The sequence below is a fragment of the Erythrobacter sp. genome (assembly GCF_023653175.1).
Taxonomy (GTDB): domain Bacteria; phylum Pseudomonadota; class Alphaproteobacteria; order Sphingomonadales; family Sphingomonadaceae; genus Erythrobacter.
The window spans coordinates 1-15,933 of sequence record NZ_JAMNXL010000003.1; the positions used below are offsets into that span (position 1 = coordinate 1).

Below are 15,933 nucleotides of genomic sequence, written 5' to 3' on the forward strand. Positions count from 1 at the left end.
AGGTTGCGCCCGGTGCCGCAGGCGACCTCGAGCACCCGCATTCCGGGCCGCGCCGCCAGCCCCGCGATCAGCGTGTCGCGCCCGAACAGGTAATACTTGCGCGTGAAGTCATAGATGTGGCGCTGGCCGCGATAGACCTCGTCCATCAGCGCGGCGTGCGAGGGGCGGGGAGCGGAAGCCATCACGCCAGCTCGTAGACATGGACGCCGCCATAGATCGACGAACGATCGCGGCGGGTGAGGTCGGCGGAGACCTCTTCAAGGTAGCGCCACTGCGACAGGATCGCATCGTCCAGGCGGCCGGGCAGCAGGCTCGGCTCGGCAGCGGTGCGGAACAGCACCCGCGCGCCGGGGCGGCTGGCGCGGGTGATGCGGCTCCACAGGCCATCGAGCTGCTGGTTGTTCATCCAGTCCTGCGCATCGAGCAGCACGAAGCGGTCCATGCTCGCCTCCTCGCGAGCCTCGATCCAGCCCACCATGTTGGCGCGGGTCACGTCGAGCCGCCCGATCCGCTCGCGCATCGCCTCCCAGTTGGCGCGCTGGAGATAGGGCGGCAGGGCGGCGCTTTCCGAACGGTTGTAGCCGCGCCCGAAGGCCTGCCAGGCGAAGTAGTTGTCCTTGACCTCGAAATCGCAGGCGAGCTTTTCGAGCCGGCGGCGCAACACTTCTGCCATGCGCTCGTCGCCCGCAAGGTGCTCGAACTGCGCAGGGGGGATGCCGAGGCCAAACAGCGAGGCGGGCTGATCGGTCAGCCAGCGGATGAACTTCTTCTCGAACACGGGCGCCAGCTCCTGCTCGAACACCGCGCGCTGTTCCTCGAGCGTCTGGGCCTCGAGCAGCTTGCCGAGATCGATCTTGTAGAGCTTGGCAAAGACGTGGGCCAGGCCGATGAAATTGCCGAGCAATCCCTGCCGGTAGATGCCGCGCGTGAAGTAGCTGATGCGCTTGCGCCCGCGGATGTCGCGCTTTTCCCAATAGGCGCGGCTTTCCTCGTCGAGATGGGGCGCGATCATGGTCTTGTAGACCGCCGCGTTCTCCTTGTGGTCGGCGTGCGCGAAGAAGCGGTGGAAGCGCTCGTAATTGGGCAGGTGGCGGATAGCCGCGATCTTGAGACGCCCGAGCGCCACATGCGCATGGTTCAAGTCGACCGCGGTCACGCTCTCCGGGTTCGCAGTGAGGTAGGACAGCGCGTTGCAGCTCCCGCTGGCGATGCACATGACGCGGCTGTCGGGCTGGATGTCGAGGCCCTCCATGTCGACCACCGGGTCTTCCCAGATCTGGGCATAGACCAGCCCCTTGAAGGCGAGCGCAAACGCCTTGTCGAGCAGCTTGTCGCCGACCTTTGCATCCTTGCGGATCACCGCGTCTTCGATGATCCGCTTTGCCTGAGTAGCCATAGGGGGAGGGGGTCCTTGCCGTTACGTCAAGCGGTTGTCGTATTCGCGATGCGTTTCGTCAATGTGACGGTTTCCACAGGCTTATGCGCCAGAAGCGATGGGCCCCGCAATCGTCGCCGCATAGGCCGCCGGATCGGCATTGCCGCCGGTGAGCATGATGACGGTGTCCGCGTCGACCGGCACCTTGCCCGCGAGAGCCGCCGCCAGCGCCGCCGCGCCGCCCGGTTCGACCACCAGCCGCAGCTCGGCAAAGGCAAAGCGCTGCGCCGCGCGCACCTCGTCGTCGGTGACGGTGACGCCGGGTTCGGCGCGGCCGCGCAGCAGGCCGAGGTTCAATGGCTTGGTGACGTTGGGCTGGAGCGCGTCGCAGATCGTCTTGGGCGCATCCGGCGCGGCATGGACCAGCTCGCCCTTCGCGATCGCCTGCCCGACCATGTCCCAGCCGACCGGCTCCACCGGATGCACCGCGCTGCCGGGCGCGCCGAGCGCCAGCCCGGCGGTCAGCCCCCCGCCGCCGCAGCACGCCACGATCCGCGACGGCGCATGACCGAGCTGCGCGGCGATCTCGATCGCGGCCGAGCCTTGCCCCTCGATCACCCATGGATCGCCGAAGGCATGGACCAGCGAGCCGCCGCGCTCTTCGATCAGCCGCGCGGCCACCGCATCGCGGTCCTCGCCGGGGCGCTGGTAGAGCACCACCTCGGCGCCCAGCGCCTTGGTGTTGGCGAGCTTCACTTGCGGCGCATCATGCGGCATGACGATGGCCGCGCGGATGCCAAGCCGCCGCGCTGACCACGCAACGCCCTGCGCATGATTGCCCGACGACACGGCGACGACCCCCGCACGACGTTCCTCCTCCGTGAGGTTGGAAAGCCGCCACCACGCACCCCTGATCTTGAACGAACCGATCGGTTGCAGCGTCTCGGCCTTCACCCAGGCGCGCACGCCCCTGATCTTGACCGGCAGCAGCGGGGTGGGTGGGAGGATCGCTGCAACCGATGCGGCGGCGGCGATCACGCCTTCCTGGGTTGGCATTCTGACATCGGCTTGGATCATTTGTCCCCTCGGCTGCGTTGGACTAACTGGTTGCCGCATTGCTTCTGTCCGAAAACCGGTTCCCACTTTTCGGAGCAATGCTTTAAGGCGCGCGCAAGATTCGCATCACGAAAGGTTCCTATCATGTCGGCAGCTAAGTCCAGCACTGTTCTCGTCATCGGTGCGGGCGGGGTGAGTTCGGTCTGCGTCCACAAGATGGCGTTCAACCCCGAGATATTCCCCGAGATCCACCTCGCCAGCCGCACCAAGTCCAAGTGCGACGCGATCGCCGCGAGCGTCAAGGAGCGCTGCGGGCGCGATATCGCCACCTACGAGATCGACGCGGAGGAAGTCCCGGCGATGGTGCGCCTGATCCGCGAGACCGGCGCAGGGCTGGTGGTGAACCTCGCGCTGCCCTATCAGGATCTGCCGATCATGGACGCCTGCCTCGAAGCGGGAGTCGATTACCTCGACACCGCCAATTACGAGCCCAAGGACGAGGCCAAGTTCGAATATCACTGGCAGTGGGCCTATCAGGAGCGGTTCAAGGACGCGGGGCTGATGGCGCTGCTGGGGTCGGGCTTCGATCCGGGCGTCACCAGCGTGTTCACCATGTGGCTCAAGAAGCACAAGCTCAAGACCATCCGCCAACTCGACATCCTGGATTGCAACGGCGGTGATCACGGCCAGCATTTCGCGACCAACTTCAACCCGGAAATCAACATCCGCGAAGTGACCGCTCCGGCGCGCCACTGGGAGAACGGCGAGTGGGTCGAGACCCCGGCCATGTCCACCAAGGTCGGCTTCGATTTCGAGGCGGTCGGCCCCAAGAACATGTACCTGATGTATCACGAGGAGCTGGAAAGCCTCGCGAAGTTCGTCCCCGAACTCGAGCGCGCGCGCTTCTGGATGACCTTCGGCGATCAGTACATCACCCACCTCACCGTGCTCCAGAACGTCGGCATGACCAGCATCGAGCCGGTGCGCTATCAGGGCAAGGACATCATCCCGCTGCAATTCCTCGCCGCGGTGCTGCCCAAGCCCGAAACGCTGGGCGAGACCACCAAGGGCAACACCAATATCGGCGTGATCGCGACCGGCGAGGCGCTCGACGGTTCGGGCGAGAAGACGTTCTACATCAAGAACATCTGCTCGCACGAGGCGGCCTATGAGGAGACCGGCAATCAGGCGGTCAGCTACACCACCGGCGTACCGGCGATGATCGGCGCGGCCATGATGGTGCGCGGGGATTGGCGCGGGGAGGGCGTGTTCAACATCGAACAGCTCGATCCCGATCCCTTCATGGACATGCTCAACGCTCACGGGCTGCCGTGGACGGTCGAGGAGATGGACGGGCCGGTCGGGTTCTAGTATCGTCGGCCCTCTGATCGGGGGGCATCGGATGGCAGTCGGGTGGCGCGATAATGCCTTTCAGCCGGGCAAGGCGCTTGCCGGGGCGATTGCCGACAGGTGGTCCTGGCTGACCAAGCGCGGCGACCTTGAGCCGTTCCTGTGCTCGATGCTTGGCGATGTCTTCGCCGCCGACGGGGACGGGCAGGTGCACTGGCTGTGCTGCTCGGCCGCCGATGTGCGGCAGGTCGCCGCAAGCCGCGCCGCGTTCGATGCGATTTGCGCGCGAGGCGGCGACGAGGTGGATGAGTGGTTTGGCCCAAAGCTCATCGCGCGGTTGCACGCGGCGGGCAAGGTCGCCGGGCCCGGTGAGGCCTATATGTTCCTCACGCTGCCGATTTTCGCCGAATGCAGCTTCGAGCCCGAGAATTTCAAGGTCATGTCGGTCAACGACGTTTTCATCGGGCTGGCAGAGATACATCAGCTCTATCTCGGGATTCCCGACGGCACCAAGGTGCGACACTGGATTGTCGACTAGCAGGAGGCGCGCTGCGCGACTATGGGCGCTGCCATGCAAACCAAAGCCGGTGATCCGGGCGCCCCTGCCCATTTCGACCTGTCGCGTGTCGATGGAACCGCCTTTGGGTTCAACGTGGTGTCGCTTTTCCGATCGCCAAGGCTGTCGGCGGGATTGGCTTTCTTGTCCATCGCCGCCTGCAGCGCGCCTCCTCCGCCGCGCGAAGAGTTGCCGACGCTCGCCGTCGACACCGGCTGGCCGACCATTCCCGCAGGCACCAAGTTCGGCGAGGTCAGCGGGGTTGATGTCGATGCGCAGGGCAATGTCTGGGTGCTCCACCGCGCCGGGCGCAAGTGGGAGGAACCCTTCCCGAAGGAGCCGATCCCCGAACCCACCGTCTTCAAGTTCTCGCCCGATGGCACGCTGCTCGCCCAGTGGGGCGCGGGTGTGTTCGTCATGCCGCATGGCATCTCGATCGACGCCGAGGGCAAGGTCTGGATCACCGATGTGGCCCGCGAGCAGGTGTTCCGCTTCAGCGCAGAGGGCCGCCAAGAGCTGACCCTCGGCGAGCAGGGCGTCACCGCGCAGGACGCCGCCCATTTCGGACGCCCGGCGGACGTCGCCTTCCTGCTGGGCCGCGTCCTCATCGCCGATGGCTACGTGAACACCCGCGTCGCGGAAGTCTCGCCCGAGGGGGCGTTCATCCGCGACTGGGGCGACTTCAAGGTCGCCCACGCGGTCGCTGTCGACGAGACCCGCATCTATGTCGCCGACCGCGAGAATGCGCGCATTCAGATCTATGACCACGGCGGCAAACTGGTCGCCAGCTGGGCCTCGCCCGCCGGCAATCACACCTACGCCCTCAAGCCTTTGGGCGACGGGCGCGTGCTGGCGTTGGAGGGCCGCGACGGCGCCGACCGCAATGGCGCAGTGCTGCGCATCTATGCCGCGGGCGGCACCGCCGAGGCCGCTTACGACATCGGCCTGCCGGGCGACGACGCGAGCCTCGGGCATGATCTTGCGATCGGCCCGGACGGACATATCTACGCCACCGACGTCAATGGCGGACGTGTCGTGCGCCTTTCTCTTCCCTCCCGATCGGACAAATAGCCATGCAGACCAAGGCCGGTGATCCCGGGGCCTTCGCCCAATTCGATCTGTCGCGTGTCGACAGCCCCGCCTTCGTGGTCGACGCCGCGCGGCTGCGCGCCAATTGCCGCGTTCTGGCGGGCGTGCGCGATGCCGCCGCCGCAGACGGCGCGGACATCAAGGTCTTCGCCGCATTGAAGGCGTTCTCGATGTGGTCGGCAGCGCCGATCATCGGCGAATATCTCGACGGGGTCTCGACCTCGGGCCTGTGGGAAGCGCGCCTCGCGTCGGAGTTCTACGACGGCGAGATCGCGACCTACTCCGCCGCCTTCAAGCCCGAGGAGCTGGAGGAGATCTGCCGGCTGTCCGACCACGTGATCTTCAACTCGCCCTTCCAGCACCAACGGGCGCGCCTGATCCTCGACAACGCCGCAGCCAACGGCGCGCCGGTCAGCGTCGGCCTCAGGATCAACCCGCAGGTAGCAACCGGCGAGGTCGCCAAGTATGACCCCAGCGCCCCCGGATCGCGATTGGGCTTCCCGCTCGATCAGCTTACCGAGGAGCACATGGAGGGCGTCGAGGGCATCCACTTCCACAACCTGTGCGAACAGGATTTCGAGCCCTTGAAGGCCACGTGGGACCGGGTGTTCGACGTGATCGAGCCCTTCTTCGAGCAGCTCAAATGGATCAACATGGGCGGTGGCCACCACATCACCCGCGCCGATTACCAGCGCGAGGAGCTGGTGGAGTTCTTGCGTGACGCAGCCGCCGACACCGGCTGCCAGATCATCCTCGAACCCGGCGAGGCGGTCGCGCTCGACGCGGGCATTCTGGTCGGCACGCTGCTCGACACCCATTTCAACGAGATGCCGGTGGGGATCACCGACATCTCGGCGACCTGCCACATGCCCGACGTGCTCGAAGCGCCCTATCGGCCAGCGATGCTCGGCGAGATCGTCGATGAGGGGCTTATCCCGATCCGTCTCGGCGGCCCCTCATGCCTCGCGGGCGACGTGATCGGCGACTACCGCCTGCCGGTCCCCGCCGAGCCCGGCGCGCGTTTCGCCTTCCTCGACCAGGCGCATTATTCGATGGTGAAGACCAACACCTTCAACGGGGTCGCGCTGCCGAGCATCTGGATGTGGGACAGCGAAACCGACGCGCTCGACTGCATCAAACGCTTCGACTACGCCGATTTCCGCGACCGGCTGAGCTGAGCTGGCGGGCGAGGGGGGACAGATAGATGACCAGACTTCGGGCATTCGCGGCGGCGCTCGCCGTCGCCGGGGCAGCCGCGCCCGCGGCGGCGCAGGATTACGATGCGAAGCGCATCGTCATGTCGGTCACCCAGGCCGATCTGGCTGCGACGGTCACCGCGCTCGGGCACAAGGTGAGGGAGACCGGCAAGCCCGGCGAGACCTATCTTGCCGCCGAAAGCGAGGACGGGATCGTCTACCTCCTGTTCGGCACCGCCTGCGACGTGAGCGGTGTGCCCGGCTGCCAGGGGGTGATGATCCAGGCGCGCTTCGACCTTCCCGAGGGCACCAGTTTCGAGACCCTCGCCAAGGCCAACGACGCCCAGGCCGCGATCAGCGTCACCGCCGATTTCGAGGAGAAGTCGCTGGTCTTCACCCGCTATCACGTTCTCGATCAGGGGGTGACGATGGCCAATATCCGCGAGAACATCAACGTGCTGCTGAGCATCATCGGCGATGCCTATCCGGTGGCAGCGGGCGAGGATGCGGGCGGCTAGAGCGTTTTCGAGCCGGGTGAAATCACCCGGCGGCTCGAAAAACGCGGTAAAACAATAGCCTAGAGCGGCCGGTCCGATGCAATCGGATCGGAAACCGCCCTAGAGCTCGCCCGAGCCTGCCGGGTTCTGCTCCAGCACCCGTCCGCGCTCGTTCTGGTTGATCGCCAGCGCCAGCCCCGCCAGCGCCCCGAACTGGCGGGCGGCGCGCGCGGCGTTCTCGTGGTCCTTTGCGGCGTCCATCCCGCCGCTTTCGAACAGATTGCCCGCCTCGATGGCGATGATCACCTCGCCGCGGGCGAACAACGCGCGAAGCTCGCGCGCCTCGAAGGCGCTTTCGAGCCGCAGCAGATGCTCGACATAGCTCGGATGCACCAGCACCCGCGCCTCGACCTGATCGTCGGAATAGAGCGCGAAGGTCTCGCCGAAAGCGGGGTGGACCTGGTCGACGCGGTCGAGGCGGTGCCCCTCGAAGCGGACATGATCGCTCGCGCCGCCGAGGCCCAGCCACTTGCGGTGCTTGCCCGCGCGTTCGAGCAGCGTCGTCGAATGGAACCGGCGGCCGAAGCTCATGCGGATGATCGGCCCCCTGAACACCGTCACCCAGCGCCGGTTCTTGCCCGAACCGCGCTGCTCTTCGAGATGACATTCGTAGAGGTCGAAATCATGCCCCTCGAGCGTGCCATGCCAGCGATCCTCGAAGCTGGAGCGGTCGAAGCCGGGCAAGAGGCCATAGTTGCGCGCCGCCTCGAATTCGGGGCCGGGCTCGACCTCGGCGGCATAGGACAGGCCATGGCTGGCCGCGATTGCGCTGTTGATACCGGTCTTGATCGCCAGCTTTGCCGCGGCAATCGGGCGGTATCCCCACCAGGCCGCACCCGCGACGCCGGCGAAAGTTAGGATGCCTGACAGCTGCGTCGGCAGGGGGCTGAACCAGATGAAGGCGATCACCGGCATGAGGATCACCGCGCCCCACACCCAGCGGTTCGTCGCCTGCTTCTTCGCGCTTTCGCGCATGCCGTTCTGCCCGGCAAGCCAATCCGCCAGGCCGCCCTGCATCAGGGCGTTGATATCCGATCCCACTGGTCCCGCCATTATTTGCCGGTTAGCACCTCTCCCTTAACGAATATGCGCTAAGGAACGCGCAGAATTCAAGGAGGGCTTGCGCGTGATCGAGATTTTCGGCTGGCTGTGGACTTCGGCCATTCTGGTGATGGTGGTAGCGCTCGTCCTGCTCGCGATTGCCGCCTACAACAATCTCGTCGGCCTCAGGCAGAGCGTGCGGCAGGGGGTGGCCGATATCGATGCCCAGCTGCGCCAGCGGCATGATCTTATCCCCAATCTTGTCGAGACCGTGAAGGGCTATGCCGGGCACGAGGTGGCGACGCTCGAAGCGGTGATCGCGGCGCGCAATGCCGCCGCCAGCGGCGCACCGTCCTCGGGGGGCGAGCAGCAGCTGAAGAGCGCGCTCGGCAATCTACTGGCGCTGGGCGAGGCCTATCCCGACCTCAAGGCTTCCGCGAATTTCCAGTCGCTCCAGGGCGAGCTCGCCGATGTCGAGGACAAGCTGGCTGCCGCCCGCCGCGCCCTCAACGCCGCGACCGCGCGCTTCAACGCCGCGCGCGAATCCTTCCCGGCGGTGCTGTTTGCCGGAATGTTCGGATTCGCCGAGGCGGACTTCCACCGCCTCGACGCGAGCGAGCAGGGGACGGTCGACCAGGTGCCGCGGATCAGCTTCTGATTCGGCTCCAGAACGGGGCCAAACAGCGGATTTCCGGTCACATTCCGGTCGCGTTCGGGCTGTGGGCCGGATGATGTCTTCAAAAAGTAACATTTCCTCCCGGCGGGGTGCATTTTTCATTTGCATTTCCCCCCCCAGGCCCTAGATGCGCCCTTCCGCTGCCCCAAGGGGACTTCCAAACCGCAAGGCAGCTTGTCGTTTTATGGTTTTCACAAACCGTTTTGGGGGTCCCTTGAGTTGCACATCTATCCTGACGCACTGGCTGTAGTCCGCGACCTCCGTCCGGACGAACCCGTCATCCTCAATCGCCCGCACGCCGCGCGGCGCGCCGCCCGTTTCTTCGTCGAGAAGTTTCCGGGCAAGGTGCTCTATGCGGTCAAGGCCAACCCGGCGCCCGATCTGATCGAGGTGCTGTGGAGCGCCGGTGTCACCCACTATGACGTCGCCTCGATCACCGAGGTGCGGCTGGTGCGCGGCATCCTGCCTGACGCGGTGCTGTGCTTCATGCACCCGGTGAAGACCCCGGCGGCAATCCGCGAGGCCTATTTCGAGCACGGCGTGCGTACCTTCAGCCTCGACACATACGAGGAGCTGGAGAAGATCGTGGCCGCCTGCACCGATCCCGCGACCGGCGAGGCGCCGCGCGACCTGCGTCTGTGCGTGCGGCTGCGCGTATCTTCGGAATATTCCGAGCTCAGCCTCGCGTCGAAGTTCGGCTGCGACCTCATCGAAGCGCCCCAGCTGCTCCAGCAGGCCCGCCAGCATTGCGACTGGCTGGGCGTGTGCTTCCATGTCGGCAGCCAGGCGATGACGCCCTTCGCTTTCGTGCAGGCATTGGACCGCACCCGTGCGGCGATTGCCGAGGCGTCGGTCGTGATCGACATGATCGATGTCGGCGGGGGCTTCCCGAGCGCCTATCCGGGGCTCGAACCGCCGCCGATGGAAGATTACTTCGCGATCATCGCCAAGCACTTCGAAAGCCTGCCGATCGCCTACAACGCCGAGCTGTGGTGCGAACCCGGCCGCGCGCTGTCGGCCGAGTATTCGTCGATGATCGTGCAGGTGAACAAGCGCCGTGACGAGGAGCTTTACATCAACGACGGTGCCTATGGCGCCCTTTACGATGCCGCTCACGTTGCCTGGCGCTTCCCGGTGCGAGCGCTCGAGGACGACCTGATCGAGGAAGACGAGGATTTCGCCTTCTACGGCCCGACCTGCGACGATGCCGACTACATGAAGGGCCCGTTCAAGCTGCCCGCCGACATCCAGGCGGGCGACTATATCGAAATCGGGATGCTCGGCGCTTACGGCGCGGCGATGAAGACCGGTTTCAACGGCTATGGCAATGCCCAGGTCGTGACCGTGCAGGACGAGCCGATGATGAGCCTGTTCAACGGCACCCGCGTGCGCGAGGCGACCGACAACGTGGTGAGCCTGCGCTGACCCTTTCCGCCGCTCCGCCCGTTGAGGGCGGGGCGGCGGCGTTTACGCACATTTGTCACATAAATACCACAGGAATGACAAGAAGCCCGCTTGGCGGCGCAATTTTGTTAGGCTTTGAGCCGCTTGCCGATAACTTTCCGGTCCAAACGATCATTCTGGCACCGAGGAAGCATATCATGGCAATTCGCACCTCCTTCACCACCGGCAGCGCGCTTGTGGCCCTTGCGCTGGGCTGCGCGGCGCAGCCCGCCTTCGCGCAGGACGAGGCCGCCGGCGCCGAAACCGATCCCGCGGCCGTGGGTGACCCCATCATCGTCACCGGCACCCGCCGCACCGACCGCACGGTTTCCGAAAGCGCGGTGCCGATCGACGTGATCGGTTCCGATGCGCTGCTCAACCAGGGCACCACAGAGACCAACCGGCTGCTCAACAATCTCGTCCCCTCGTTCAATTTCCCGCAGCCCTCGCTGACCGACGGCACCGATTCGCTGCGCCCGGCGACCTTGCGCGGCCTTGCGCCCGATCAGGTGCTGGTGCTGGTCAACGGCAAGCGCCGGCATTCTTCGGCGCTGCTCAACCTCAACGGTTCGATCGGGCGCGGCTCCACCGGCGTCGACATGAACACCATCCCGCCGCTCGCGATCGATCGCATCGAAGTGCTGCGCGATGGCGCGGCCTCGCAATATGGTTCGGACGCGATCGCGGGGGTGATCAACATCCAGCTCAGGAAGGGCCAGGGCGGGCGCGCGCAGGTCACCTACGGCAAGTACATTACCACCATGGAGGACGTCGCCCAGGTCCAGAGCGTCGCGCCCACCACTGGGGCGAGCAACGATCCGGTGATCACCTATACCGGCGAGGACCGCAAGCGCCGCGATGGCGACACCGTCACCTTCGCCGCCAATTACGGTTTGCCGCTGGGCGACACCGGCTTCGTCAACATCACCGCCGAATACAAGGACCGCGATCCCACCAACCGCTCGGGCCCGGACATCCGCCGGCAATATTCCGGCGTGGGTGACGTCCGCGAGACCACCATCAATCGCTACAACCACCGGTTCGGTGACGGCAAGTCGGAGGACGTGAACCTGTTCGTCAACGCCGGCATCGATGTCGGGACAAGCTTCGAGCTCTATGCCTTCGGCAGCTATGGCAACCGCCAGGCCAACGGCGCGGGCTTCTACCGCCGCTCGCTCGACGCGCGCAACCGCGACTTCGCCAATGGCGGCGCGCCCTTCTATCCCGACGGGTTCCTGCCGCAGATCGATGCCGATATCGAGGATATCGCAGGGGTGATCGGGATCCGCGGCGAGACCGGCGGCTGGAACCTCGACCTGTCGGTCAACTACGGCAGCAACCGCCTCGATTACGGCGTTTCGAACAGCTGGAACGCCTCGCTCGGCGGGATCGCGAGCCCGACCGAATTCGACGCGGGCGGGCTGCGGTCGGGGCAGACCTCGGTCAATGTCGATGCCCAGCGCGACATCGACCTCGGCATCGGCGACAGCTCGATCGCCTTCGGGGGCGAGTGGCGCAACGAGAACTACAAGATCATCCCGGGCGAAGAGGCGAGCTACATCGCTGGGCCCTTCACCTTCTCGAACGGCGCAGCGCCCGGCGCGCAGGTGTTCCCGGGCTTCCAGCCCTCCACTGCGGTTGACGCCTCGCGTGACAGCTTTGCCGCCTATGTCGAACTCGACACCGATCTGTCGGACATGTTCAACGTGCAGGTCGCAGGGCGCTACGAGCACTTCTCGGACTTCGGCGACACGCTCAACGGCAAGATCGCCGCGCGCTTCGAGCCTGTCGAAGGGATCGCCATCCGCGGTTCGGCCTCGACCGGCTTCCGCGCGCCGGGGATGGCGCAGCAGTTCTTCTCGACCACCTCTACCAACAATGTCGCGGGCGTCGGGTTGATCGAGATCGGCACCTTCCCGGTCAATTCGCCGATCGCAGTGGCGCTGGGCGCACAGCCGCTCGAGCCCGAGGAATCGGTCAACCTCGGCGGGGGGGTGGTGTTCACCATGGTCGAGGGCCTCAGCCTCACGGTCGATTACTACAACATCAAGATCACCGACCGCATCGTGCTGACCGAGAACCTGCAGGGCGCCGACGTGGTCGCGCTGCTGCAGGCGGCGGGCGTGGTCGGCACTTCGGCGCGGTTCTTCATCAACGGCATCGACACCCGCACCGAGGGTCTCGATATCGTTGCGAGCTACCGCGTGCCCGATTTCGGCGCGGGCCGCTTCACGCTGACCGCGGGCTTCAACGTCAACGACACCGCGATCACCGACCGCAGGACATTCTCGGGCTTCGCCGCCCAGCGCCTGTTCGCGCGTCCGGAGAGCTTCCGCCTGACCGACGGGCAGCCGTCGAACAAGCTCAATATCGGGCTCGACTGGGACATGGCGCCGTTCGGCGCGAGCCTGCGGGCCAACCGCTTCGGTTCGGTGTTCCTGCCGATCGGTTCGAACAATGATCTCACCATCGCCAAGGGCGCGGCCCCGGGCGATGTGACGCTGTCGCCCAAGTGGGTGGTCGATCTGGAAGCGCGCTACACGCTGATGGAGCGCGTCCAGCTGGCGGTGGGGGCGAACAACCTGCTCGACGAATACCCCGACCGTTTGCCCTTCGGCGTCGTCGGCGGATTCAATTTCGGCCAGAATCAAGCATTTCTGCCCTATTCCTCGCAATCGCCCTTCGGTTTCAGCGGGCGGTTCCTGTACGGGCGCGTCAGCGTCGAGTTCTGATTGGCGGGCCGGAGCAGCGGGGCGAGGGCGCCTCGCTGCCTCGGCCAGCCCTTACAGCCGCACCTCGGCGACCTTGTCCTTGTAGTCCTGCTTGGGGTCGATCCCGATCAGCATCTTGATCCCCGCCACCAGCGAGGAGGCGTCGACCCAGATCTCGGCTTCCTCGGCATCGAGGCGGATCAGCGCGATCTTGGGGTCGTCCTTGCCTTCGTACCAGGCCGCGACGAAGCGGTTCCAGAGCCGGTCGATGGTCGCGCGGTCGCGGGTGGTGGACAGCTGGCCGTGGACCGTCGCCCACACGTCATGCCCCTTGGAGGCGAAGTGCGCCATCGCGCGCGGGCTTCCGCCGTCGAGCTCGGCCTGCTGGATCATGCGGTAGAGGTTGTTGTCGGTGGCGGTGAAGAACCACAGCGGGCCGTGGTAGTCGCCGTCAACATCCAGCTCGTCATCGAGCTGCGCTGTCATGGGACGGGCGTGGCCGTCCTCGCCCTCGGCCAGGCCGAGGAACATCGTCATGTCGCTGTTGAGCGCCTTCCAGAACTTGCGTCGGATCTCCGCGTCGGTCGCCATGCCTGTCTCCTTCGTTGGGGACAGGCGCTAGCGCCGACGCGGAGGAAAAGTTCCGCTCAGAAGACCTCGAAGAGACCGGCCGCGCCCATGCCGCCGCCAATGCACATGGTGACGACCACATACTTGGCGCCGCGGCGCTTGCCTTCGATCAGGGCGTGGCCGGTGCAGCGCGCGCCGGTCATGCCGTAGGGGTGGCCGATCGAGATCGAGCCGCCGCTGACGTTGAGGATGTCGTTGGGGATGCCGAGCGTGTCGCGGCAGTAGAGCACCTGCACCGCGAAGGCCTCGTTCAGTTCCCACAGCCCGATGTCGTCCATCTTGAGGCCGGTTGCCTTGAGCAGCTTCGGGATAGCGAAGACCGGGCCGATGCCCATCTCGTCGGGCTCGGTGCCCGCGACCGCCATGCCGACATAGCGGCCGAGCGGCTGGAGACCGCGTTGTTCGGCAATCTTGGCTTCCATCAGCACGCTCGCCGAGGAACCATCCGACAGCTGCGAGGCATTGCCCGCAGTGATGCACATGCCCGGGCCCATCACCGGCTGGAGGCTCTGGAGGCCTTCGAGGGTGGTCTCGGGACGGTTGCCCTCGTCCTTGGAGAGGGTGATCTCCTTCTGCGAGACTTCCTTGGTCTCCTTGTCGACCACGTTCATGGTGACGGTGACGGGGACGATCTCGGCGTCAAGGCGCCCTTCGGCCTGCGCGGCGGCGGTGCGCATCTGCGACTGGTAGGCGTATTCGTCCTGCGCTTCGCGGCTGATGTTGTAGCGCTTGGCGACGGTCTCGGCCGTGCCGAGCATCGGCATGTAGACGTCCTTGTGCATCGCGATCAGCGAGCGGTCGGGCGAGACGCGCATCTCAGGGGTCTGGACGAGGCTGATCGAATCCTGCCCGCCGCCGACAACGATATCCATGTTGTCGACGATGATCTGCTTGGCGGCGGTCGAAATCGCCATCAGGCCCGAGGAGCACTGGCGGTCGATGGTCTGGCCGCTGACAGTGACCGGGCAGCCGGCACGCAGTGCGACCTGGCGGGCGATGTTGCCGGCCTGAGTCCCTTGCGTGAGGACGGTGCCCCACACCACATCGTCGATCTGGCCGGCCTCGATCCCGGCGCGCTCGATGGCCGGCGCGAGGCTGAGGGCGCCGAGCGTCGGCCCGGGCGTGGCATTGAAGGCGCCCTTGTAGGCGCGGCCGATGGGGGTGCGGGCGGTGGAAACGATAACAGCGTCACGTGCCATGATAGGGGGTATCCTTGTTCTGAGGTTCAGTCGGGGAACCGTACCGCCCCGTCTTCGAGCGGCAGGTCGAGCGCGCCGCAGATCAGCGACACGCCGTGATAGAAGGCGGTGAGCTGGACGATTTCGAGCACTTCTTCTTCCGAGAAGTGCGCCCGAAGGTCAGCCCAATGCGCGTCGGAGAGACGCTTTTCGTCGAGCAGGGCATCGACGCCGGCGATCAGTGCGGCCTCGCGCGCGGCCCACACCGGATCAGCGGCCGAGCCGTGCACCAGAGCGCGCTGCTGCGCCTCGTCGATGCCGGCTTTTTCCGCAAAGCCGCGGATGTGGACGCCGTATTCGTACTCGCAGCCGCAGCGCGCCGTGGTGCGGTCGATCACCAGCTCGCGTTCGCGCAAGGCCAGCGGGCCGCGGTCGAGCATCGAGCCGGCGGTGAACTTGCCCCATGCGCGCTCGTGCTTGGCGAGCGTGGTGAACAGCTTCAGCGGCGGCGCACCGCGCATCAGCACGGCCATCGCCCGGGCGAAAGGCTCGGGGTAGGGCTCTGCGAGAGGTTCGATGCGCGCCATCGGGCTCACACGAAGTATTGTGTGATCCACTCGGCCATCAGCGCGGGCTTTTCCTCGCCCTCGATCTCGATGGTGATTTCGCAGGTTTGCTGCCACTGGCCGGGGCGCTTCTCGACCATTTCGGTGAGCTTCCAGTGCCCGCGGATGCGCTTGCCGGCGCGGACCGGGGCGATGAAGCGGGTCTTGTTGCCGCCGTAGTTGACGCCCATCTTCACGCCGTCGATGCGCGGAGCGCCGCCCTGGGCGCCGAGATAGGGGATCATCGACAGCGTCAGGAAGCCGTGGGCGATCGTGCCGCCGAACGGCGTCATCTTCGCCATCTCTTCATTGACGTGGATGAACTGGTGATCACCGGTCGCCTCGGCGAACTGGTTGATGCGTTCCTGGCTCATCTCGGCCCATTCGCTGGTGCCGATCACTTCGCCGACCTTGGCGGCCAAATCCTGCGGGTTCATCAGGGCTCCTCCTTGTGTCCGCGAAGCCGCCCG

General features: G+C 65.9%; 15 protein-coding genes and 1 pseudogene. 8 read left to right on the top strand and 8 right to left on the bottom strand.

What is annotated here, in order from left to right; all coding sequences use genetic code 11:
* The 3 genes and pseudogenes from NBV68_RS00635 to NBV68_RS00645 all read right to left on the bottom strand — a co-directional run.
* A pseudogene (locus NBV68_RS00635) lies at nucleotides 1-182 on the bottom strand (SAM-dependent methyltransferase); the annotation flags it as partial.
* Nucleotides 182-1,396, bottom strand: a complete 1,215-nt coding sequence (locus tag NBV68_RS00640; RefSeq protein WP_296306403.1) for a DUF3419 family protein — start codon at nucleotides 1,394-1,396, stop codon at nucleotides 182-184. The gene NBV68_RS00640 and the pseudogene NBV68_RS00635, both read right to left, overlap by 1 nt.
* An 81-nt stretch (nucleotides 1,397-1,477) precedes the next feature.
* Entirely contained in the window at nucleotides 1,478-2,452 is a 975-nt protein-coding gene (locus NBV68_RS00645; RefSeq protein WP_296306404.1) for a pyridoxal-phosphate dependent enzyme, read from the bottom strand.
* Between the two features lie 123 nt (nucleotides 2,453-2,575).
* Between NBV68_RS00645 and NBV68_RS00650 the strand changes: the two genes are divergently transcribed.
* From NBV68_RS00650 to NBV68_RS00670, 5 genes are all read left to right on the top strand, one after another.
* Entirely contained in the window at nucleotides 2,576-3,802 is a 1,227-nt protein-coding gene (locus tag NBV68_RS00650) for a saccharopine dehydrogenase family protein (protein ID WP_296306406.1), read from the top strand.
* 31 nt (nucleotides 3,803-3,833) lie between these two features.
* Nucleotides 3,834-4,319 (top strand): hypothetical protein, encoded by a 486-nt coding sequence (locus tag NBV68_RS00655; RefSeq protein ID WP_296306408.1) that lies wholly within the window; start codon nucleotides 3,834-3,836, stop codon nucleotides 4,317-4,319.
* A gap of 162 nt (nucleotides 4,320-4,481) precedes the next feature.
* Nucleotides 4,482-5,408 (top strand): peptidyl-alpha-hydroxyglycine alpha-amidating lyase family protein, encoded by a 927-nt coding sequence (locus NBV68_RS00660; protein ID WP_296306409.1) that lies wholly within the window; start codon nucleotides 4,482-4,484, stop codon nucleotides 5,406-5,408.
* A gap of 2 nt (nucleotides 5,409-5,410) precedes the next feature.
* Entirely contained in the window at nucleotides 5,411-6,604 is a 1,194-nt protein-coding gene (locus NBV68_RS00665; RefSeq protein WP_296306410.1) for a carboxynorspermidine decarboxylase, read from the top strand.
* A 26-nt stretch (nucleotides 6,605-6,630) separates the two neighbouring features.
* Entirely contained in the window at nucleotides 6,631-7,140 is a 510-nt protein-coding gene (locus tag NBV68_RS00670; protein ID WP_296306412.1) for a hypothetical protein, read from the top strand.
* A 99-nt stretch (nucleotides 7,141-7,239) separates the two neighbouring features.
* Here NBV68_RS00670 and NBV68_RS00675 read toward each other — a convergent pair whose 3' ends face one another.
* Entirely contained in the window at nucleotides 7,240-8,232 is a 993-nt protein-coding gene (locus NBV68_RS00675) for a DUF3137 domain-containing protein (RefSeq protein ID WP_296306415.1), read from the bottom strand.
* Between the two features lie 73 nt (nucleotides 8,233-8,305).
* Here NBV68_RS00675 and NBV68_RS00680 point away from each other — a divergent pair, with 73 nt between their 5' ends.
* The 3 genes from NBV68_RS00680 to NBV68_RS00690 all read left to right on the top strand — a co-directional run bounded on the left by NBV68_RS00680 (nucleotide 8,306) and on the right by NBV68_RS00690 (nucleotide 13,071).
* Nucleotides 8,306-8,878, top strand: a complete 573-nt coding sequence (locus NBV68_RS00680; protein ID WP_296306416.1) for a LemA family protein — start codon at nucleotides 8,306-8,308, stop codon at nucleotides 8,876-8,878.
* A gap of 237 nt (nucleotides 8,879-9,115) precedes the next feature.
* On the top strand, nucleotides 9,116-10,321 hold the full coding sequence (locus tag NBV68_RS00685) for a type III PLP-dependent enzyme (RefSeq protein ID WP_066531660.1): 1,206 nt from the start codon (nucleotides 9,116-9,118) through the stop codon (nucleotides 10,319-10,321).
* Nucleotides 10,322-10,497: 176 nt separating this feature from the next.
* On the top strand, nucleotides 10,498-13,071 hold the full coding sequence (locus NBV68_RS00690; RefSeq protein WP_296306419.1) for a TonB-dependent receptor: 2,574 nt from the start codon (nucleotides 10,498-10,500) through the stop codon (nucleotides 13,069-13,071).
* 51 nt (nucleotides 13,072-13,122) lie between these two features.
* On the opposite strand, the gene NBV68_RS00695 is transcribed toward NBV68_RS00690, so the two are convergent.
* From NBV68_RS00695 to NBV68_RS00710, 4 genes are read right to left on the bottom strand one after another with little or no spacing between them, the layout of a single operon-like run.
* Nucleotides 13,123-13,641 (bottom strand): pyridoxamine 5'-phosphate oxidase family protein, encoded by a 519-nt coding sequence (locus NBV68_RS00695; protein ID WP_296306421.1) that lies wholly within the window; start codon nucleotides 13,639-13,641, stop codon nucleotides 13,123-13,125.
* Between the two features lie 56 nt (nucleotides 13,642-13,697).
* Entirely contained in the window at nucleotides 13,698-14,879 is a 1,182-nt protein-coding gene (locus NBV68_RS00700) for an acetyl-CoA C-acyltransferase (RefSeq protein ID WP_296306422.1), read from the bottom strand.
* A 26-nt stretch (nucleotides 14,880-14,905) separates the two neighbouring features.
* Nucleotides 14,906-15,445 (bottom strand): carboxymuconolactone decarboxylase family protein, encoded by a 540-nt coding sequence (locus NBV68_RS00705; RefSeq protein ID WP_296306423.1) that lies wholly within the window; start codon nucleotides 15,443-15,445, stop codon nucleotides 14,906-14,908.
* Between the two features lie 5 nt (nucleotides 15,446-15,450).
* Nucleotides 15,451-15,900, bottom strand: a complete 450-nt coding sequence (locus NBV68_RS00710) for a MaoC family dehydratase (protein ID WP_296306425.1) — start codon at nucleotides 15,898-15,900, stop codon at nucleotides 15,451-15,453.
* Between the last annotated feature and the right edge of the window lie 33 nt (nucleotides 15,901-15,933).

What these genes read in the sequence shown, in the direction of transcription:
- NBV68_RS00640 (WP_296306403.1), bottom strand. Translation starts at nt 1,396, where the DNA reads ATGGCTACTCAGGCAAAGCGGATCATCGAAGACGCGGTGATCCGCAAG.
- NBV68_RS00665 (WP_296306410.1), top strand. Translation starts at nt 5,411, where the DNA reads ATGCAGACCAAGGCCGGTGATCCCGGGGCCTTCGCCCAATTCGATCTG.
- NBV68_RS00695 (WP_296306421.1), bottom strand. Translation starts at nt 13,641, where the DNA reads ATGGCGACCGACGCGGAGATCCGACGCAAGTTCTGGAAGGCGCTCAAC.
- NBV68_RS00675 (WP_296306415.1), bottom strand. Translation starts at nt 8,232, where the DNA reads ATGGCGGGACCAGTGGGATCGGATATCAACGCCCTGATGCAGGGCGGC.
- NBV68_RS00650 (WP_296306406.1), top strand. Translation starts at nt 2,576, where the DNA reads ATGTCGGCAGCTAAGTCCAGCACTGTTCTCGTCATCGGTGCGGGCGGG.
- NBV68_RS00655 (WP_296306408.1), top strand. Translation starts at nt 3,834, where the DNA reads ATGGCAGTCGGGTGGCGCGATAATGCCTTTCAGCCGGGCAAGGCGCTT.
- NBV68_RS00700 (WP_296306422.1), bottom strand. Translation starts at nt 14,879, where the DNA reads ATGGCACGTGACGCTGTTATCGTTTCCACCGCCCGCACCCCCATCGGC.
- NBV68_RS00670 (WP_296306412.1), top strand. Translation starts at nt 6,631, where the DNA reads ATGACCAGACTTCGGGCATTCGCGGCGGCGCTCGCCGTCGCCGGGGCA.
- NBV68_RS00705 (WP_296306423.1), bottom strand. Translation starts at nt 15,445, where the DNA reads ATGGCGCGCATCGAACCTCTCGCAGAGCCCTACCCCGAGCCTTTCGCC.
- NBV68_RS00710 (WP_296306425.1), bottom strand. Translation starts at nt 15,900, where the DNA reads ATGAACCCGCAGGATTTGGCCGCCAAGGTCGGCGAAGTGATCGGCACC.
- NBV68_RS00645 (WP_296306404.1), bottom strand. Translation starts at nt 2,452, where the DNA reads ATGATCCAAGCCGATGTCAGAATGCCAACCCAGGAAGGCGTGATCGCC.
- NBV68_RS00690 (WP_296306419.1), top strand. Translation starts at nt 10,498, where the DNA reads ATGGCAATTCGCACCTCCTTCACCACCGGCAGCGCGCTTGTGGCCCTT.